This is a genomic window from Paraburkholderia steynii, assembly GCF_900100565.1.
Classification (GTDB): Bacteria; Pseudomonadota; Gammaproteobacteria; order Burkholderiales; family Burkholderiaceae; genus Paraburkholderia; species Paraburkholderia terrae.
Window position 1 is genome coordinate 1 of sequence record NZ_FNDI01000055.1, and the last position, 19,584, is coordinate 19,584.

The 19,584-nt window shown below is 60.7% G+C and carries 21 protein-coding genes and 1 pseudogene; 16 read left to right on the forward strand and 6 right to left on the reverse strand.

Annotation, left to right across the window (positions count from 1 at the left end; all coding sequences use genetic code 11):
- Window positions 1–233 (forward strand): annotated as a pseudogene (locus BLT65_RS44345) (IS701 family transposase); the annotation flags it as partial.
- Between the two features lie 1,983 nt (window positions 234–2,216).
- A complete protein-coding gene (locus BLT65_RS44350) occupies window positions 2,217–2,501 on the forward strand; it encodes a hypothetical protein (RefSeq protein ID WP_091790427.1) in 285 nt (94 codons plus the stop codon).
- 589 nt (window positions 2,502–3,090) lie between these two features.
- On the opposite strand, the gene BLT65_RS44355 is transcribed toward BLT65_RS44350, so the two are convergent.
- The 3 genes from BLT65_RS44355 to BLT65_RS44365 form a co-directional block, all read right to left on the reverse strand.
- Window positions 3,091–3,294: a cold-shock protein gene (locus tag BLT65_RS44355; RefSeq protein WP_091790428.1), complete on the reverse strand. Its 204-nt coding sequence runs from the start codon at window positions 3,292–3,294 to the stop codon at window positions 3,091–3,093.
- Window positions 3,295–3,653: 359 nt separating this feature from the next.
- Window positions 3,654–5,042, reverse strand: coding sequence for a hypothetical protein (locus BLT65_RS44360; protein WP_091790429.1), 1,389 nt, complete (start codon window positions 5,040–5,042; stop codon window positions 3,654–3,656).
- Window positions 5,043–5,163: 121 nt separating this feature from the next.
- Window positions 5,164–5,784 carry an SEL1-like repeat protein gene (locus tag BLT65_RS44365; RefSeq protein ID WP_091790430.1) on the reverse strand — a complete coding sequence of 207 codons (621 nt, stop codon included), beginning with the start codon at window positions 5,782–5,784 and terminating at the stop codon, window positions 5,164–5,166.
- A gap of 245 nt (window positions 5,785–6,029) precedes the next feature.
- On the opposite strand from BLT65_RS44365, the gene BLT65_RS44370 reads away from it, so the two are divergent.
- Window positions 6,030–6,383, forward strand: coding sequence for a hypothetical protein (locus BLT65_RS44370; RefSeq protein ID WP_091790431.1), 354 nt, complete (start codon window positions 6,030–6,032; stop codon window positions 6,381–6,383).
- Window positions 6,384–6,393: 10 nt separating this feature from the next.
- Complete coding sequence (locus tag BLT65_RS44375; protein WP_091790432.1) at window positions 6,394–7,347, forward strand: hypothetical protein; 954 nt, start codon at window positions 6,394–6,396, stop codon at window positions 7,345–7,347.
- 159 nt (window positions 7,348–7,506) lie between these two features.
- On the opposite strand, the gene BLT65_RS44380 is transcribed toward BLT65_RS44375, so the two are convergent.
- Together BLT65_RS44380 and BLT65_RS44385 are read right to left on the reverse strand one after the other, a co-directional pair.
- Window positions 7,507–8,028, reverse strand: coding sequence for an RES family NAD+ phosphorylase (locus tag BLT65_RS44380; RefSeq protein ID WP_091790433.1), 522 nt, complete (start codon window positions 8,026–8,028; stop codon window positions 7,507–7,509).
- Window positions 8,025–8,432, reverse strand: a complete 408-nt coding sequence (locus BLT65_RS44385; RefSeq protein ID WP_091790434.1) for a DUF2384 domain-containing protein — start codon at window positions 8,430–8,432, stop codon at window positions 8,025–8,027. Before BLT65_RS44385 ends, BLT65_RS44380 begins: the two co-directional genes overlap by 4 nt.
- A gap of 246 nt (window positions 8,433–8,678) precedes the next feature.
- Here BLT65_RS44385 and BLT65_RS44390 point away from each other — a divergent pair, with 246 nt between their 5' ends.
- The 7 genes from BLT65_RS44390 (at window position 8,679) to BLT65_RS44415 (ending at window position 13,438) form a co-directional block, all read left to right on the forward strand.
- Window positions 8,679–9,362, forward strand: a complete 684-nt coding sequence (locus BLT65_RS44390; protein ID WP_091790435.1) for an SOS response-associated peptidase — start codon at window positions 8,679–8,681, stop codon at window positions 9,360–9,362.
- 11 nt (window positions 9,363–9,373) lie between these two features.
- Window positions 9,374–9,718 (forward strand): hypothetical protein, encoded by a 345-nt coding sequence (locus tag BLT65_RS48275; RefSeq protein ID WP_244187075.1) that lies wholly within the window; start codon window positions 9,374–9,376, stop codon window positions 9,716–9,718.
- 50 nt (window positions 9,719–9,768) lie between these two features.
- Window positions 9,769–10,047 carry a hypothetical protein gene (locus tag BLT65_RS44400; protein WP_091790436.1) on the forward strand — a complete coding sequence of 93 codons (279 nt, stop codon included), beginning with the start codon at window positions 9,769–9,771 and terminating at the stop codon, window positions 10,045–10,047.
- Window positions 10,048–10,444: 397 nt separating this feature from the next.
- Entirely contained in the window at window positions 10,445–10,771 is a 327-nt protein-coding gene (locus BLT65_RS46945) for a hypothetical protein (protein WP_143036704.1), read from the forward strand.
- Complete coding sequence (locus tag BLT65_RS44410) at window positions 10,746–11,621, forward strand: VOC family protein (protein ID WP_091790438.1); 876 nt, start codon at window positions 10,746–10,748, stop codon at window positions 11,619–11,621. Before BLT65_RS46945 ends, BLT65_RS44410 begins: the two co-directional genes overlap by 26 nt.
- 145 nt (window positions 11,622–11,766) lie before the next feature.
- Window positions 11,767–12,108, forward strand: a complete 342-nt coding sequence (locus BLT65_RS46950) for a hypothetical protein (protein ID WP_143036705.1) — start codon at window positions 11,767–11,769, stop codon at window positions 12,106–12,108.
- A 598-nt stretch (window positions 12,109–12,706) separates the two neighbouring features.
- The gene (locus BLT65_RS44415; protein WP_091790439.1) at window positions 12,707–13,438 is read left to right on the forward strand and encodes an IclR family transcriptional regulator; all 732 of its coding nucleotides are present in this window, start codon (window positions 12,707–12,709) and stop codon (window positions 13,436–13,438) included.
- A 24-nt stretch (window positions 13,439–13,462) separates the two neighbouring features.
- Here the strand turns inward: BLT65_RS44415 and BLT65_RS44420 are convergent, their stop codons facing one another.
- Complete coding sequence (locus tag BLT65_RS44420) at window positions 13,463–14,173, reverse strand: IclR family transcriptional regulator (protein WP_091790440.1); 711 nt, start codon at window positions 14,171–14,173, stop codon at window positions 13,463–13,465.
- Between the two features lie 165 nt (window positions 14,174–14,338).
- Between BLT65_RS44420 and BLT65_RS44425 the strand changes: the two genes are divergently transcribed.
- From BLT65_RS44425 to BLT65_RS44445, 5 genes are all read left to right on the forward strand, one after another.
- Entirely contained in the window at window positions 14,339–15,037 is a 699-nt protein-coding gene (locus BLT65_RS44425; protein ID WP_091790441.1) for an RraA family protein, read from the forward strand.
- Window positions 15,037–15,984, forward strand: coding sequence for an NAD(P)-dependent oxidoreductase (locus BLT65_RS44430; RefSeq protein ID WP_091790442.1), 948 nt, complete (start codon window positions 15,037–15,039; stop codon window positions 15,982–15,984). The genes BLT65_RS44425 and BLT65_RS44430 overlap by 1 nt, the downstream gene beginning before the upstream one ends.
- Window positions 15,985–16,006: 22 nt before the next feature.
- Window positions 16,007–16,936, forward strand: a complete 930-nt coding sequence (locus BLT65_RS44435) for an SMP-30/gluconolactonase/LRE family protein (RefSeq protein ID WP_091790443.1) — start codon at window positions 16,007–16,009, stop codon at window positions 16,934–16,936.
- A 72-nt stretch (window positions 16,937–17,008) separates the two neighbouring features.
- The gene (locus tag BLT65_RS44440; RefSeq protein ID WP_091790444.1) at window positions 17,009–18,388 is read left to right on the forward strand and encodes an MFS transporter; all 1,380 of its coding nucleotides are present in this window, start codon (window positions 17,009–17,011) and stop codon (window positions 18,386–18,388) included.
- A 44-nt stretch (window positions 18,389–18,432) separates the two neighbouring features.
- Window positions 18,433–19,584, forward strand: a complete 1,152-nt coding sequence (locus tag BLT65_RS44445) for a porin (protein ID WP_091790445.1) — start codon at window positions 18,433–18,435, stop codon at window positions 19,582–19,584.

Below are 19,584 nucleotides of genomic sequence, written 5' to 3' on the forward strand. Positions count from 1 at the left end.
ACCAGGATCTGAAGCAGGAGCTGGGGCTGGGACACTACGAAGGCCGGGGATGGCGTGGGTTTCACCACCACGCCGCACTGGCGATCGCGGCCTACGGGTTCCTGCTCTCAGAGCGTCTCGCTACCGGTACCCCGGTCAGCGCCAAAAAAAACTTCGCAGCACGCCAGACACCTGCAGTTCCCGACGATTACATTGCGCGGGGAAGTCCGGCGCGCACAGCGCCACACGGCTGACTCGATTGCCACCATCCGCTACGAACTTACGGTCCGGCTGGTCGCCGGGCTCGACGCGTGTCCATGCTGCCGAAGTCTGGGAAGACGCCTTTATTTTATGACACAGTAAGACTAGGGGGCCCAGGGGCGTGCACGGCTAGCGGAGGTTGCGCAACCAGTTGTGACCACGGCTCCGGTTGCTTTCCAGTGATCAAACGCGACGGTCCGAAAAAAGCAGTCGAGGCGAAGTCGGTCCTCAAGCATTTGCAGCAACCTATGCCGGACCTGCGTCTCGCGTCGGTCGGTGAAAATATAGGCATGTCGGGTAGTTCATCTAGTCAATACCCCCGGACTTGAGTGCAATATTTCCTTCGGAGGCGCGGTGCCCCGGAAGCGTTCACTCAGGCTCGCGCCGGCACAATGCACCCGTAAAGACCGCGCGGACGGCCGTCTGCCAGCTAGCCACCCCCTGATGACGGCTGCCGTGCAGACCGCAGGTCATGCCATAAAATTGTGATGTGGCGTGCGCTGACATGGAACTTCTCCTTATCAATGATCCGAACTGTCCAGTTTGTGCCACTGTGGGAAAAACTGGACGCGCGGGTGATCTTGATGGCGCGGCCGCAGGGCCTCCGATGCGATGGGAAGAGTGTTGCCTGGCGCCGTCTGGATGACGCAGCCGTGCGGACGCGATGACCAAAGAAGGTACAGGATGAGGCGCGGGATTGAGGGGAGAAGCGGCCACATCCTGGGCGCAGGGTGGTTGTCGTGGACTGTTTGATACGTTTGTTGAGGCGTCACGCGTTCAAATTCAGGGCGACTCGAAGCGCAACTAACGGGCTGCTCTCTTACGCGATTCTCTTGGCTTCGCCATCAAGGCGATCTTTAGACAGAGGGCCGTGCTGGCTCGGCCGGGAAGGCGAGTTCGGAAAGTTCTGGTCAAAATGTGTGCGTGCCGCGCGATATCGGAGGATCTGCTGATCGCGTAAGGGCGCGCTCGCATCACGCAAGGCGCGATCTGCTTCACCATCTGATGGCGAGCCGGATCCCGATTCATATCACTTACCACGAAGAATCCTAACGCTCTCGACCGCTCACCTCGATGACGCGAAGCGGTGCGCACGACGACCAAGTTCGATGCTCACGAGCCAATCTCGGTGATAGCGCATCATAGTCAGACGATGATCGATGCTATGGGGAGCCGTCTGGCTAACCTGAAAGAAGTCGAACACTGACTGGACACACGATCAGGACCGTCGCTATCGCGCCAGGCGTACGTTGCTTCGGTTAGCTGCGATGGCAGTGGGAGAAGTTTGGTTGTCGACGTAATAGTGGGGCCACCGGCACCGAGAAGTGCGATAGGGAGTTGACGCCCAGACCATCCCTGGCATGGGCGCAATGCAGCTGGTGGCTCAGATCTTGTCTCTTGAACGTGGCCACCGGATGAGGAACATCGGTCGCTTCACGCTCTTACTTGAGCGGGTCGAGATACGAGCTCCAAATATCCTCAAGAAGACTATAGGATCGAAATTGGCAAACGGATGGCTGCTCAGTTCTGTGATCTGCTGATTGCGACGGCGCTAGCCAGCGCTCGGGCTACATGTTCGCTCGCAGCGGCTCAGGCAGGTCGTACGTGCTGCGCCGTCTGTTGTCAGCGATTCCGGCGTGTGTACTATCCACAGCCACAGAATAAAACAGCTACAACTCACTGCCGACACCGTTAATGCGATGCCGAGAATCGTGATTACTTCAGCGCCCGATGGAAAGAAAAACGACCAGACTTTTCTGATAAATCTCATGCGCACTCCATGTCATGGGGTTCAGGAATGTGACCGGCCAGACCGAAGCTGTCCTGGCGGCACCTTTTGAGTGTCCATGACGAAGTGTTGAACACAAGCTCACGCGTCTGATGGAATATCGTTCGCGTGCTAGGTAGATATAGCGATGTATCGGATGATCGCGGGTCCCTTGATTGACATCCGCTAACCCTTGCCGGAAAGACCAATGCCGATAGTGGAAATCATCCAGTTTGATGGCGTACCCGAAGACGGAGTGATCGACGAGGGTGCGCAGGTGCCCGTCAAAGGCATGATCGCGACGAGTCCACCGGACGGTGGATGCGGTGTCGCAGGTTGCCCATGTGTGAGGGGGCATTTCGTGATGCGCATTTATCCCCGGGACGAGCACGGTTGTGTCCTCGGTTATGTCGTCGAGTTTGAGAGCCGGCAGGAGCTGGAGTCGACAAGCCCCGAGGCGTTATCGATGCTTGTCAGCCGGGCGATGAACTGAGGCGTGCTCGCGCAGATCTTGCGCACCTTGCTCGGATCCTTATTGCCGTGGATCGACACATCTTCGATCTGTGTCATCGGAGGGTACGGCGAAGGTCGGGTACGCACGCGACTCGTGTCGGATGGATCCGATGTACATCAGCACCGCGGGTTTGACGTGCGGATAACCGTTGGACAGACGTCAACGCCGTGGTGCGCGACGTGCGCGGCGAGCAGAGTCACTGGACTTATAGGCAGAGCATCGAGTGGATTGATGTCTGAGAGGCCGCGCGTATTTATGGCGCTTTGTCCGAGTGAACGCGGCGAAAAGCGGAACTGGAGGCGAGAGGAATGGCGGGGACGACGAACGCATCGACAGCGACCGTGCTGCGGACTGCACCAGAATATGGCAGTGCCTGCACCCGCAGTGATAGTTCACGGGCTCCCCCATGGTGATGATGTGCGGAGTGACGGGTCCGGGCAGCGCCTGTCTGTCCTGCGCGTGTCACGGAACCCGGAACGCCATCACCTTCGTGGGTTCCTGCTACGCTGGGCACGCGAGGTGTGATTCGCGCGAGGCGACTTCTGCGACAGGATGATGCGATTGCCTGTTACGCCGGCTTGATATTTGCGGCCTGCTTGCCCTTCGGTCCCATCTTGACGTCGAAGCTTACTTTCTGGTTTTCCTGCAATGACTTGAAGCCTTCCGTCTTGATCTCGGAGAAGTGAGCGAACAGGTCTTCACCCCGTTCGTCCGGCGTGATGAAACCAAAGCCCTTCGCATCGTTAAACCATTTCACTGTACCAGTTGCCATTCTTAAACCTGTAGACGTTGAAAATCGCTGTCGGGAACGCGGTACGGCACATAGCGACCGCCCACGACGGGTGACTTTGTACCACGCCGGAATGAGACCCGCCAATCAGGAGGTCGACGGTGGCTGCATCACCTGATGCTGCGGCGAGTCCGCAAGTCGCCGTAACAGCTGCTTCCTGTCGCCGCGGCAGATGATCCGATTCATAACCATTCCCGATAGGTCGGCACTCACGACCGGTCAGCGGCGGGATCGATAGTCGATCGTCGACTCCCACGGGAGCGATTTTCTGCGTACCAGCCCGACTACCTCGACGCGCTTACGCGTGATAGGAGAAGGCGGGCTGGCACGCTACCACCCGTTCACAACAGGATCGCCTGCTGCAAAAGTTCCAGCGCTTTCAATTCATCCAGTCGACCGGTGCGTGCCTTACCTGCCAGCGTCTTGATCAATGCTTCTGCTATCGGTTCAATGCCGTGAAGGTTGTCGAGGCTGGTGACAGACGCTACCGGAAGCGATGCCGGGTGTTGTTGCAGTGTCGCGGAGGCAGGGAGCGACTCACGAGCTGACGGTGAGGCTGCGGAGGCCTGGCCATCGCTGGCACCCAGTACGTGACCGCCAGAATCCCCGGGGAAATCATTGATATGCACTTGCGGGCTGACGACGGTCGTTTTCTGCTCTTCTGCAGCGTCCGCCGAAACAGGCGAGAGGCGTGCCGGATCATCCACGGCATCCGCATGCGCGCGCTCGGCGTGTGCCTTCGCCCTTGCGGACTTCATCCCCGGTGAGCCTTTGTCGTTAGCAGCTGCAAGTGGGACGTTTGATTGGGGGGAGGCGCGGCCGCGCGAAGCAGGCGTCAGCATCTGTGACACCGACTCTGGAATCTCGGCTTCGGTGTGCGGCGTGTCCAGCCAGCCGGCCGGCAAACCAAGCCGCTCCGTGAACCGGATTGCTTCAACACTGTCCATGCGCTTCTTGCCATGCAGGCGATCGGCGATGTTGAATCCACTCATCTCCATGACAACGCCTAGTTTCACCTTAGATCCGTTTCGACTTGTGAGGAGGCGGAGATTCGCGCGTCGGATGCTCTCTACCTCGGCGATGTCGTTCAATGCCAGCGGTTGCTGTTCGGGCGTTCTGGAAGACGCTTTGCGTTTCGAAGACGGAGCCTTAAGCGGCGCGCGGGTTGCTGGCTGTTCGGGCATTTCGCTTCGACTATTCCTGCTGGCTCTGGGTGACCCGCCAGCTGCTTTTTTGGGCATGTGCACTTCCTCGGACAAACTGTTTTCAGGAATTGATTGCGTATCGACGTTCAGGGCAGAAGCCGGCTGAAGTGCTTCCGGTTCCACGTCGGATCCGTCGTCCGCTTGAATGAAGTCGAGCGGTGACTTCAGGCGAGCAATCGTCTCGGCCGCGAGTCCCGGATTGGGCTGGTCAAAAAATCCATGCGGTAATCCAAGCGTGGTTTCCATATGAAACGCAGTCTCGGGTGTGAACCGCTCGCCTTTCATCAGTTCACCCACGCGCGTCATGTTCGATTCAAGTGCGATCGCGATATTCTCTGCGCCCACGGCATCGACCAGAAACTGGAACGATCGTGTTTTGAAAATGGAGGCGGTCTGGGCGGAGTCGCGGGGAGGCGTCTTCGCGTACGGCTGTCCCTGCCGGTTTGGCTCGGATTGATTGTCGCGGCGAGGATGGCGTTGGCCGCTGTCCCTGGATCCCGCATATCGCCCGCGGGCTTGACTCATAAACTGGGACTCCATACGAAGGGGATTATCTGCGTTTTCTGATTATAGAAGAGGCGACGTTCCATCCGATCACGTTAAGGGCCGCCCTGTTGCACCGGAGCGACTTGCAGACGGTCACGCCTTAACGCAGCGCTTCCAGACGGCGTTGGCAATGTTTGTCATCACCGCAGCGCCGATAGTACTGCATAGCCTTTGTGCGATCCGGGACGACGCTCCCATCTTCTGCACCCCACACGCCCTCCCAGAAAAGTCCCAGATTGAGCGCGGAAGCTTTATGCCCAAGATCAATGGCCTGTTCATAGAGCGAGCGCGCCCGGCTCACGTCCACCTGCATGCCTCTGCCGAGCCGGGCACTGTCGGCCAGCGCGGCAGCGGCCATGCCGCGCAGGCGACCGTCCGCAGTCTCATCTTTCATCACGTCTTCGAAAATCACGTTACTTCGCACAAAGTCTGCGTCGCCTCCGGTAGGTGTGACGAGGGAGATGGCCATTGCCATTCGCCATGCCGGATGGCGGTTCGCGCCAATGCGCTCGAGCAACCAGCGGCCCAGATAGGGTGCCCGGTTAAGCGGACTGATGAGCAGTGCGTTGGCGATGGCGGCGAGTGACTCTGGCGACAGGAATCCCGTCTTGTTTGCCGCAATCACGTGGCGGGAGAACTTTTCGACATCCAGTGTGGGGTCAGCGCGGCGCAACTGATGCCACTCACGCTCGATGGTTCCGACCCAGCTTTCCATTTGCATGGTGAGCGATTCCGTGGTGAAGAATGCACCTGATTCTAGCTCACCTTTTGCCGATTGCAACCTGCGGATTGGGTAGATCGTGATGGCGTAATTCGAAAGGTATAAATATCAGCGTATTTATACCTCTGCGTATGGCACAATGCCCCAAATGCGGGCGATGGCGGTGCATACCGCGCGCTGTGTGGCTCGCTGCATCCGTCCCGCGCGAGCGTACAAGACGTCACAGTAAGGGAGTCCGATTCACGATGGCCGATGCATTTGAACTCGTTGCGCTGGCGCTGCCCGGTGACACGGCGCCCGAGTCACTGCCCACGACTGTGCGGCAGTTCGTCTCCGAGTGCTGGCCCGGCATGAGCCGTGGGCAACTCGTGGCCCGGGCGCGGCGCATGGTGCTACGTCCGTCACTACGTGCATGTCGCGCGAGCGCGCCCGGCGAGATTGGTCTTTTCGCACTTACGCTCACGGTCGGCACGCAGATGGTGTCGCTGGTCGCGCATCTGCGGCGTGTCGTGACGCGTCGCGCGTCAGCGCGCCAGCGCAAGGGGGCCACCACATCGCGGCCGCCCGCGCGCGATCCGCGCCAGGCGTCGCTGTTCTGAACGCGCCCACATGGGCCGCCCCCGCATCGAATGGGATGACGCGCAACTACGCGCGATCATGGATGCGCTCGCCGCGCTCAACCGGGATGTCCCGCAGGACAACGCGCGTTTTCTGGATGGGCTGATCGCGGCGGTGCGCGTGATCACGGGTCGGGTCTACGGCGCGATGACTTACGGGCGTCTTCTGCGTGACCTCGCGCCACGGGTGAGTGTCGTCCGGCGGCCAAGCACCTCGACGATCCAGACCGCCGTGCTGCGGGCGCAGGCGCTCGAGCACGGCGCGGTTAAAGCGGCGGCCGAAGCGGGTGCGCTGGTTCCGGTCGCGGCGCGCTGTGCGGTGATCGCCGGCGCAGTCGGGGTACCGTCGGCCGCGGTGCCGAAGCGAACGAAGCAGCGCGACGCGTGCCCCGTGTTGGTTGACGCCGACGCACTACGCAGCGCGCTCGCACCGCTGATGCACGACATCCTGCGTGAGGGTGTCGCATCGGTTCCCGGGCCGGTTGCCCGGCATGGAGTGCTGTCTAAAGGAGGGCGCGCAGCGGGGCACCATCTGCAACTGGCGACGATGACACTTGAAGATGCGCACGCACGGGTCCGTCAACTCGAGAAGGAAATGGGTGAACTGCGCAGGGAGCTTGGCGCCGCGCAGGCGGCACGCGATCTTGCCGGGACCCACGTCAATGCGATGCTCGCGGATCTGCACGAGACCATCGCGATGTCGGGCCGAGACGTAGCGTCGCTGGCCCGGGCGGCCGGCCGGCTAGCCCGTACCGAAAAATTTCTCAAGGCGCAGAACGATTCCGTGCGGCTGCAGGTTTTTGCTGAAGCCGAAGCTCTGCGCACGCAGAACCAGCAGTTGCGCGAACGGGTTGATCGCCTGGAACTGGATAACGACCGATATCGGCGGGTGCTGGAGAATCGCGCACATCACAATCCTGACGTGCCACCCAAACGTCACCGGTAGCGGGGCGAAGTTACGCGATAGTTTTCGCTGCCTGCCCCGCAAGCTCCAGTCCGCCACTCCTGTCGAAGACATTGGAAGGATATGTGCGCCAGGAGCGTCTCGGTGGGCGATCCAGAGTCTTATCGCAGATTGCAACACCGACCGTCCACCGCCCGGCGGTTATGTCCAGGACGACTGGTTCTGCGGAAGCGCGCGTTGCGGATCGTACACATCAAGACGGTCTGCTGCCTCCAGCTCATCGACGTAGACGACAAGGTTGACGCCGTCCGGCGACAGGTGTGATCTGAACAGAATGCCTTTCGCACCGGCCGCGATCACCTCGTCACCGATAATCCAGCTTGGTGGCTCAATGCGCTGGTTGAACCAGCAACCACGCCAGTCGCAATAGAAGTCTTCCCAGATAGGGAGCCATTTTTCGGCGTGATACCCGTTCGTGAAGTCGACAATCGGATCGACGGTCAGTTGATAGCTCACAAGCGTGCCGGGGGGCATCAACGGGGATATCTGCTGGTACTCCCTCACCGCCGTGTTGACATCGAGAGCAAGGTAAAGGGCGTTAAGTCCGATACGATTGGCCCGTCCGCCGTGCTTGCCGGCGCCCGCGCCGCTCGTGGGCGCAACCGCCCACCTGGGAACATGCATGCGGTACGCCGTCACCTTCGTTAGCGCTGTGAGGATCATCCGGCCGCGCCCGCCTCGAGAGACGAAATATAGCGAAGCAGGTCGTCAGTCCGACCATCCGACACCAACTGTTCAGCCGTCTTGTAGTCGAAGACCGGCAGTGGCTCATTCCTGTACCAGAATAATGCCTGATTGACGTCGCCAGAGATGTCCGTTGCGGCGCGGATCACCCTCAATGCTTCCCGCAGGAAGCGTTGGACGCTCTCTGAGGCCGGCTGCCGGCTGAGCGTGTTGCGATGAACATGCGCCTGCTGGGCGAGGGTTTGCAGGTCAATATGCAACGCCTCGCCGAAGCGTCGGGCCGAGACAATCGGCGCCGGGCTGTCCGGGTCACGAAGCGATGCCATGAACTGGTCAAAGCCCAGGCCCGCGTTGGGGCGGGCAGTCACAGATTCCGTGTTCATCGAGAGGCTCCACGCACATTTTACGCACAATAATAGCACAACAACGCGTAGCGGCCAGCTCGCTGAAGTCCGGGCGATCGTCCTGTTTCAGAAGGTCCCCGCAACTACGGGCCAACTGGCTTGCCCGCCAGAGGGGTGGATGGATTCCGGAAGTAGGGAAGGATTAGCGCTCATGGCATATCGATACTGTATATTTGTACAGTATATGGCATCGACGGTATCATGGAGGCCCGACAGGAGGCGCGCATGTGCACATCGTACGAAGCCAACCCGAATGACGCGTGGGACGTGTTCAGCCTGTTCCCCGTTCCGCAGTTCGAGTACAGACGCGAGATCTACAAGGACTATTACGCGCCAGTCTTGCGGCGCGCGGAGACCGGTTTCGAAACGGTGCCCGCCTCGTTCGGCATCGTGCCTCGACGGCATATCCTGCCGGGCGTGAAGGTCTTCGATACGATGAATGCGCGCTCGGAATCGATCGACCAGAAGCGCAGCTTCAGCAGCGCGTGGAAGAACCTGCAACTTGCGTTAATTCCATGTCTTACTTTTTTCGAGCCCTCGTACGAAACAGGCAAGCCCGTGCGCTGGAAGATCGGCGCGGCCAATGGCGAGCCGCTTGCGATTGCCGGGCTGTGGCGACAGTGGAAAGAAGTTGACGGTTCGCTCTCACTCGCGTTCACCATGCTCACCCTCAACGCCGACGAGCATCCGCTGATGAAGCGTTTTCACAAACCTGGCGACGAAAAACGTTCTGTCGTGATTGTGCCGCCTGCCGGCTACGCGGACTGGCTGTCGTGCAAGACGACGGACGAAGCGCGTTCGTTCCTGCAGCTCTATCCAGCGGACGCGATGCGTGCGGAAGCGTACCCGCTTCCCCCTCGGAAACCGGCCGCAAACGCACCGGAAGAGGATCAGGCTCCGTTGCTATGAGGGACGACGCTATGACCGTCAAGCTGGATGAACCTAACCGCGCCGACCTGCTCTGCCACCTTGTCGTCGCGCAACTGATCGCGCGAGCGAGAACGGGCGACTGGCTTCGAACCGATCATCTTGTTGACGCCAAGAACCTGTGGGCGATGGTCCATGACGCCGCGCCGGACTGGCTCGAAAGCGCGCAACTCGCACACGTTTCCGTACAGATTGCGGCGACGGTCTGGACGATCGAACTTTTGCGCGAAGCGGATCAGCACCTCCCGGATCTTTTCGATGATGGATGGAAGTTGAACTACTCGTCGCCGATTGTTCACGGCATCCACGCCATCTGCGTTGCTCGGTTGGGGTCGTAGCGCTCGGCGATACGACGCTTGCAGATGACAGAAAACGAAACCGGCACCGGATGAAGCAAAAGCGCGCGTTACCGGCTTTTCAAACTGTCTCGCAGGACGAGCTACGCCGGATATGGAAGGACTATGAACAGACGCAAATCAGGCGACTTGTTTTGGAGGTCGAGCGGTACCGGCGGTTGATCGATGACATCGAGCTTTACCGGCAATCGATTGATCGCGCGTGGAAGGACGAAGCTGGCGGTAGCCTGGTCGCGTTATACCGGCTGAGGCTAATACTGAAGGCCGAACGAGAGCGCCTCGGCATTCTGAGCGAGCCGCACGACAAATGATTCTGCTGCCGGTTGACACGAACTGACGGACTAACGCGCAAGGGAGCATAATTTGGGGCTATCCGACCCTTCAGATGCGGACATTTCCTGACGCGTCAACGGATTTGCCGCTCGCACAACTAATTTTGTTACTACCGCTGCGCTGCGTTGAGTCCTGCGACCTGTGGCGTGTTCAGTGCGGGAACCGATGCGAGTGGAGGAGGGGGATGAGTTGTGTTGTGGTTGACGAGCTTCCGCGCTGATCGAGTGGCCGTCGTTAAATCTCACGGATCTCTCCTCTCCGTCTGCGCGACAGGACGCTGGCCTTTGAGCGCGTCCTGTCGCGCGCCAGAGACACGTTCGCTACGTGTACGAGTTCGGAGGGAACGACCAATAGTATCGTGGCGACGGGATTGAGATGTTCGTGCTGCTCGCGAACGGTGTCCGACAGCGCATTCCCCTGCTGCGCCTGCAACTCGTGTTTTCCAACGGCGTGCGTTTGTACGCGTCTAACGACAGCCTCTTCGGTACACTCTCGCGGCTACTAGGGCTCATGTTCGTCGGCGTGGTGGCGGTGCCGGGTGCGGTGTCCTACATCTCGTTCTCGAAGACATCCGGCACATCGAGTTTCCGGACGATCGGACGCCAACAGCGAGACGGCCAGCGCCGCGCATGTGGTGTATGTTTGCTCTACCGCATCAACCTGCCGAGGACCCCAGATGGATCGTTCCGATTACACACATGAAGATACGGGCAATCTCGTGCTGCTAGAGCATGTCAATCTCACCATACCGGACCAGCGTCTCGCGACAGTGTTCTACGTGAGCGCACTAGGGTTGACGCGCGATCCTTATCTGATGACGGGCGTGACGAACATGTGGATCAATATCGGTCGCTCGCAAATCCACTTGCCGCAAGGCGAGGCTCAGCGGTTGCGCGGACATGTCGGGCTGATCGTGGGCACGCGCGGGGCGCTGATCGAGAGGTTGCGGGCCGTGCAGCCACTGCTCGTACACAGCAAGTTCGGGTGGACTGAACGGGACGACCGCGTCGAAGTGACGTGTCCGTGGGGCAATCGTTACGACTGCCTCGACCCCGGTGCGCGTGCGGCAAGTGACCCGTGGTCACGCATCGACCTTGGTATCGCGTATGTTCAACTCGACGTACCCGTGGGCTGCACGGCGTCGATTGCTGCGTTCTATCGCGAGATGTTAGCAGCATCAGCTGACGTGCGTGAACACAACGGATCGACACACGCCGTGGTGGCAGTCGGTGGGCATCAGCAACTCATCTACGCGGAAACGCCCACGGCAAGCCAGGAATACGATGGGCACCATATTCAGATTTATGTTGCCAATTTCTCGGAACCTCATGCACGGCTCGCGGGACGTGGATTGGCCTACGGAGAAGAGACCCATCAGTTTCGCTTCGCCGATCTCATCGATCCTGTGAGCGGGGCCCAGTGCTTCAGACTGGAACATGAAGTCAGGAGTTTGCGTCATCCGCTGTTTGCGCGACCATTGGTGAACCGGAACCCGTATCTGACTAACCAGAATTACCAGATGGGCCACGAAGCGGTCAAAGGCGTGTTTTGAACGGCGTCAAATGGAGTGCCACTAAGCGGCCGCTGGCGACCTCACCTGATCGGCCACGAGCGGTCCTTCGACATTCGTGCATAGATTGTCGACAATCGCCCCGGATGTTCGAATCCGCTTGCTGACTCGTGCAAATGGAGCGTCAATGAGTATTGACATCATCGTCGTTAAACCTGCGGGCCACGACGCGGAAAGCTTGAACGAAATTCGGGAAGTAAGCCCCTTGGGCGATCTGCAGTGCGTGCGTCAATTCTTTGACGCCACATTTCCGGGCGTCGCAACGGGAGTGTTCACGAATGGCGAAGAATATAGTTTGGAGGTCACTCTCACGAATGACCCTGTGGGTTCTGCGCATCTCGCTCTGCGCTCTGGACCAACTTGGTCACCATCGTCGCGCGAGCGGTTTGTGGAGTCTCTCGGCGAACTTTGTCGCCGCCTACAGTGGGTAGCTTTTGCTGTATCAGATAACTCCCGCCTGGCCCCGTGAGTCGCCAAAGGCAACCGGTTGCGAAATGAATGCACGTGGACGGCGTTGAAAGTCCGACCAGCTGGTCGTATGCCTCCCGCAAATCCCCTGCCATAGGCGAGCGTACGACACCGATGAGTCAGGCAGTGTGCGGCCAGTTTTGGGCATTCGACGGTGGCCCCCCGGATCGCCGACAAGTCGGTCGACGGGAAGTCCCTGGCTGGTGACAATCCAGCAAGCGAATTCATCCCGTACACGTATATGAACATTTTTGAGGATCGCAAACTTATCGCTGGAAAGCGGCCAGTCGGAAGGGCGCACTCCCGACCCACTCCGGTCAGATAACTTTCCCCGAACCGGTCAGTAAGCCAAATCGAAGTCTATCGAGCTGAAATACGAAATATGCGGCTGTTGGCGATCTGACCCGTTCGGCCAGTTTCGGTTATTCGCTTGACTGAACACACGGTCACTTGAACGACGGCTGTTGCGTTGACACTGGTCTGCGGATAAATCGAAGGAACGTGTCAGCCATGCAGAAATACGCAATCGCTCTGTCTGTAAAATGCATGACTGGGATGCGCCGGAAAATCCATAGAACTGCTGGAGCGAGGAGACGTCATTGAGCAACACGGGCGTTGCAGCCGTAGAAAAAGCCTTGTCTTTGCTCGATTGCTTCCAGCCGGGCAAGGAGTCGTTGTCACTGGCAGAGCTCGCCAGGGCGACAGGCATACCTGTTACGACCGTCTACCGGTTGATGAATTCGCTCGAACGCATGAGTTACGTCGTTCGGTCTGGTGAAGGCGTGTATTCGCTCGGGCATCGGGTGCATTATCTCGGCAAGCTCTACGAGCAGTCGTTTCGCCTGTCGGCCGTCGTTGAGCCGATCCTGCACGAGCTTGCTGCTGCGACGGGTGCAAGCGCGTCATACTCGGTGGTCGAGCGCGGCCGATGGCTGTGTTTGTTCCGGGTCGACCCGGCGGAGGGTTTGCGTATCACGCGCGTTCCTGGCGATGTACGGGACTTCGATAGCACGCCCACAAGCGACGTCCTGCGGTACTGGGGACTCAGGGAACCCGTCTTCGATCGCACGCCGTCTCTACCGATATTCAAGTCCGGTGCGCGCGATGCGCATACGGCTGCCTCCGCCATGCCCATCTTCGGCGCCGGCGACCAGTTCATGGCGGCACTCACCCTTTCGGGCGCGGCATCGAGTCTGGAAGCGGCACGCACCGACGGTTCGTCGGTCGCACGGCATGTCGGTGCCGCGATCGACCTGTCGCGTCGGCTGGGCGCCAGCGCAGCATTCTGCGAGCGCATCTACAGCCATCGCGCGAACGACGCGCTGAACTGAACGGTTGTCCTACGAAACCGGCGATCACGTGCTGTAGACGTTCTCGCAGAATCCGGCACTCGCCCCCAACTTCCGCGATAAATCAGCGGCCGCGTCCAGTTGCGGCCGGTCCAGTTCGCCCGACGCATGTGCCGCGCTCAGCCGGGACGCAGGGCCCGAAAGGGTGAGTGCCGCCATGAACTTGTCGCCCGCGCCAAAAACCGGTAGCGCGAACGCGGCAGTGTGCACGTCGCGTGCGCCCGCCGTGAAGATCGGCAGTGCAGGCGGCTCGTCGTAGATCGGCTCCCCGAGTCCCCAGAAACGGATCACCTGGCTGATAGCCGTGTCGTCGAGCGGAAGCGTCGTTCCCGCGAGCCGGGTTTCGCGCAGACCTTCGGATGGCTCGACCCGGAACAGGCAAAGCCGCTGACCGTTATCAAGAACATAGTACGATGCGCTTTCTTTTGTCAGCGCCGCCAGCGCGTGTAACGCCGGTTCCACCACTGTGGACAGATGGAACGACTGCTCGTACAGCTTGCCAAGATAGAGCACGCGATGTCCGAGCGAGTAGTTGCCTGATTGCGCGCGCACGACATAACCCATTCGCTCCAGCGAGTTCATCAGTCGATAAACCGTCGTCTTGTGCATGCCGGACGCTTGCGACAGCATCGCGAGCGACTGCGATTCAGCCCCCGGCTTGAAGCAGTCCAGCAGCGACAGCGCTTTTTCGACTGCGACAACTCCATCGTTTCCCATTCCCGCCTCCCGTCGTTCGTTCCGCACCATTTTACACAGTAAAACGATGGTTTATACCGTAAAAGGGTAAACGCCAGTGGCCGCACGCGGCCTCACTGGCTATAGTGATTTCACACAGTACACTATTGTTGTACAGAGTAAAACTCTCGAACTGAGGTGAAATCCATGAGCACGACATCCGCAGGTACTTCCGCCATCAATCGCAACGTTGAACGCGTGTCGCCGGAACTGGTCGAGGCAGCCGCCCGATATCAGGCTGCCATCCTCGCTGACGTTGCAGGCCGCCGCGGCACGCTTCATGGCCGGGTCAAGCCGCTGTCGCCGACGATGAAAGTCGCGGGTCCCGCCGTTACGGTCGAAGTCCGTCCCGGCGACAACCTCGCGATTCACGCGGCGCTGTCCATCGCGAAGCCGGGCGACGTGATCGTCGTCGACGGGAAGGGCGATCTCTCCTGCGCATTGATCGGCGAAATCATGGCGACGCAGGCAAAAGCGAGCGGCATCGCGGGCATCATCATCGACGGCGCCGTGCGCGACGCGCATGAGCTCGCCAACGGCGACTATCCAATCTTCGCGGCGGGCCTCAATCCGTGCGGCCCGACCAAAAGCGTCGCGGGCCTGGTGAATGCGCCGATTTCGGCCGGTGATACTGCCATCAGCCCCGGTGATCTGATCGTCGGCGATGCTGACGGCGTGGTCGTCATACCGCGCAACGACGTCGCGCGCATCATCGAACTCGCGCAGAAAAAGCTCGACATGGAGACCGCGCGTATTGCGGCGATCCACAAGGGTGACGTGCGTCCGGGATGGATCGAGAAAGAGCTGCGCGCAGTCGGCATGCTGGCCGAAGGCGAGGCACTGTGATGCAAGCGGCTTCGCATAAACCAGTCGTCCTCGTGACGGCCGCGGATCTCGCGCCGCAAGCGCTCGACATGCTCACCGGGTTCGACGTCGTGTTCGCGGGCAAGCAGCCTACGGAAGACGACATCGTCGCGCTGTGCGCGCAGCACAAGCCTGTGGCGATCATCGTTCGATACGGCAAGGTCAACGCCCGCATCATGGACGCCGCCAGCAACCTGCAGGTGATTTCGAAGCACGGTAGCGGGATTGACGTGATCGATCAGGCGGCGGCAGCCGCACGCGGTATCGCAGTGCGCGCAGCCGTCGGAGCCAACGCCGCCGCCGTGGCTGAGCACGCCTGGGCGCTGATCCTCGCGTGCGCCAAATCGGTGCCGCAACTGGATGCGCGCATGCGTGAAGGTCACTGGGACAAATCCACTCATAAGTCCGTTGAACTGGATGGGCGCACGCTCGGCCTCGTCGGCCTTGGCGCGATCGGCCGACGCGTGGCAGCGATCGGCTCCGCCTTCGGCATGAACGTGCTCGCGTTCGATCCGTACGCGAAAGAAGCGCCTGCTGGCGTGAAGCTGGTGTCGCTCGACGATCTCTACGCCGCATCGGACATCGTCTCGCTGCATTGCCCACTGACGTCGGAGAACCGTCAGATGCTCAACCGCGACACGCTCGCGCGCTTCAAGCCCGGCGCGATTCTCGTCAACACGGCGCGTGGCGGTCTGATCGACGAAGCCGCGCTCGCCGAGACACTCGCAAGCGGCCAGTTGCGCAGCGCTGGCCTCGACAGCTTCGACGTCGAACCGATGACGAATCCGCATCCGTTCCAGCAGATCCCGAACGCCATCCTGTCGCCGCATATCGGCGGTGTGAGCGATGCCGCGTACGTGAACATGGGGAAGGGTGCTGCCGCCAATGTGCTCGCCGTGGTCGAAGAACACGCCCGCAACGCAGCCTGAAGTTCGCAAGAGAAGGTCCATCATGTTCTATCTCCTCTCGCCCGAAGTACGTACAGCCGAAGTTTTCGCGCGTATGCCGGAGAAGTTCCGCAAACCCGAAGCTCAGACCGATTGGGCACGTGCGAATCGCGGCGGCCTCGCCACGGACTCGTTTCTCGAAGGCCCCGTGTGGGATCCAGCCGGCTATCTGTTCGTGACCGACATCCCGCACGGCCGCGTCTTCCGGATTTCGCCTCTGGGCGAGTGGGAACTCGTCGTGCAATACGACGGCGAGCCGAACGGGATGAAGCGCTTCGACGATTCGCATCTGCTCATCACCGACTATCGCAACGGACTGATGTTGCTCGACATCGTGCGCGGCGAAGTGCGTCCGTTTCTCGAGCGGCGCAATTCCGAGCGCTTCAGGGGCGTGAACGACCTCACGTTCGATTCGAACGGCAACCTTTACTTCACCGATCAGGGGCAGACGGGGCTGCATGATCCGACGGGGCGCGTGTACCGGCTGTCGGCGGACGGCAAGCTCGACATGCTGCTCGGCAACTGCCCGAGCCCCAACGGACTCGTGCTGTCGCCTGACGAGAAGGTTCTATACGTGGGCATGACGCGCGGCAACTGCGTGTGGCGCGTGCCGCTTCAGGCCGATGGTTCCGTCAGCAAGGTCGGGCAGTTCTTCACGTCCTACGGTCCGAGCGGTCCGGACGGACTGACCATCGATACCGAAGGTCGCCTCTTCGTCGCGAACCCGGGGCTCGGCCGTGCGTGGGTGCTGAACCATCGCGCCGAACCCGTGGAAATCCTGACGAGCCCGGAAGGCGCTTCGCTCACCAATCTGTGTTTCGGCGGGCCGGACATGAAGACGCTGTTCATGACCGAATCCATTTCGGGAACAGTTCTCAAAGCCGACATGACGATTGCCGGGCCGCTTCCCAAGCGGGCGAAGCCGACCGTCTGATCGCCTGGCGGGCCTGAGTGCCCGCCATACATCAATACGTCGCGCCGACAGAAGCGCGATGGAGGAGCAAACATGACCATGTCGCACACCCTGCGCGCCGACGGCGCCACGCGCCACGCACAAGCGCAGCCCGTACCCGGCATTGCGAGCGAGGATTACGCCGCCAGCGAGCGCACCCTCGCCAAGGCATTCCGGCGAATCCTGCCGTTCATCTTTATCTGCTACGTCATCAGCTATCTCGACCGGACCAATGTCGGATTCGCCGCGCTGACGATGAACAAGGATCTCGGCCTGACGGCCGAGCAGTTCGGCTTCGGTGCAGGGCTTTTCTTCGTCGGCTATTTCCTCTTCGAGATTCCGAGCAACCTGATCATGCAGAAGGTCGGGGCGCGCGTGTGGATCGCACGCATCATGATCACGTGGGGTCTCTTTTCGATGGCGACAGCGTTCGTTGTCGGCCCGAAGAGCTTTGCCGCCGCGCGGTTCCTGCTCGGTCTCGCCGAAGCAGGCTTCACGCCCGGCATCTACCTCTATTTCACGCACTGGTTTCCGGGCAAGTGGCGCGCGAAGGTGACGGCTGCGTTTCTCGTCGGCATTCCCGTTGCGAACATGATCGGGTCGCCCGTTTCAGGCGCGCTGCTCGAACTCGGCGGTTTGCACGGGCTTCGCAGCTGGCAGTGGTTGCTGCTGATCGAGGGTGTACCGGCTGTGATGCTCGGCATCGCCTGTCTGTTCGTGCTGGCCGACCGTCCCGAAAAGGCAAAGTGGCTGAGCGACGAAGAGAAGTCCTCGCTTGCGAAGCGCCTCGCGCTCGAACAGGGCGACATTGGCGCGCGACACGGCAGCAACCTGCGCGACGCGATGACCAACTGGCGCGTGTTCGTGCTCGCGTTCATCAACTTCTGCGGCATTGTCGGCTCGCTTGGCGTCGGTCTGTGGATGCCGCAAATCATCAAGCAGTTCGGCGTCGAGCACGCGGTCGTCGGCTGGCTCACAGCGATTCCCTACGCAATCGGCGCGGTCGTGATGCTCTGGTGGGCACGCGTCGCGAATCGCTCGCAGAACCGCATTCCGTATGTGGCTGGCGCGCTGGTCGTGGCGGCCGTCGCGTTGTGCGCGAGCACCTTCATCGACACGCCCGTACTCAAGCTGATCGCACTGTGCTTCACGGTGAGCGGCATTCTCGCTTTTCAGGCGACGTACTGGGCCATTCCGTCCAGCTTCCTCACAGGGCGAGCCGCGGCCGGGGGTCTCGCGCTGATCGTCTCGGTGGGCAATCTCGGCGGCTTCGTCGGTCCGTCGATGATCGGCGCGCTCAAGCAGGTCTCAGGCGGCTTCACCGTGCCGCTGCTCGCGGTCTCGGGTGTGCTGCTGCTCGGTGCGCTGACCATCGCCTGGCTCGGCGATCCAGGCGCTGACGCAGGCGAAGCGCCTTCGGCCCACAAGGCGTGATCCACGCATTCAAAACCAATCCATAAACACTGTTTGGAGACTCCATGCTGTTCAAGAAAGCCAGCCACAACGTCAACACGAATTCCCGCGTGATGCTCGGCGCACTCGCAGCCGCAGGCGTGAGCCTGACCTGTGGCGCCGCGCATGCGCAAAGCAGCGTCACGTTGTACGGCATTGCGGACGTTGGCATCGAGCACATCAACAATACGAGTGCTGGCGGCGCACAAACGCGCGAAGTGTCGGGCAACCTGTCTGGTTCGCGCTGGGGACTGAAGGGCGTCGAAGACCTCGGCGGCGGAATGAAAGCCATTTTCCAGTTGGAGAACGGCTTCAACATCAATGACGGCACGACTGCGCAAACGACCAAAGGTCTGGGTGCGAACGCTGCTACGACCTCCCGGCTGTTCGGCCGGCAGGCGTGGGTCGGGCTTGCCTATAAAGGCCAGCAGTTGACCTTCGGCCGGCAGAACGCGCTGCTCTACGAGCAGGCGGTCGCCTTCGATCCGATGGGCGCTTCGTCGCGATATTCGGTTCTGTCGCTCGACTACGCGATGGCTGCGCGGATCGACAACTCGGCGAAGTACACGGGCGTATTCGGCCCGCTGACGGCACAGGCGATGTACAGCACGCGCTACGACACGGGTTACGGCTCCGAAGTGCCGGGTGCGGAAATTACCGGCCGCTTCTTCAGTGGCGCGCTGACCTTTGCGCAAGGTCCGTTCGCGGCAAGCGTGTCGTACGAGCAGCGCAACAGCAACACGGTCGCGACCAACACGGGGACTGAGCGTCGCGCAACGGCAGCCGCTTCGTATCAGATTGGACCGGTGAAGGGCTTCGCGGGCTATCGCTATCTGCGTGCGTCGAATGCGTTCCTGCCGGTGAACCCGATCGCCGTTGCAAATGGCTCGGAAGCGAGCGCAGCGAATCTTTACTGGGCGGGCGCACAGTACTTCGTCACACCGGCGTTTGTGCTGACGGCTACCGGCTACTACCAGGACGTCCACTCGACGGGCGCCGATCCGTGGCTCGCTGTGCTCTGCGCCGACTACCTGCTCTCCAAGCGCACCGATGTCTATGCGACCGCGGGCTTCGCGCGCAACAAGGACGGCTCCGCGCTCGGCGTGAACGGGTATGGAACGGTCGCAGCCGGACACAACCAGACGGGCGTGGTCATTGGCATGCGCCAGAAGTTCTGA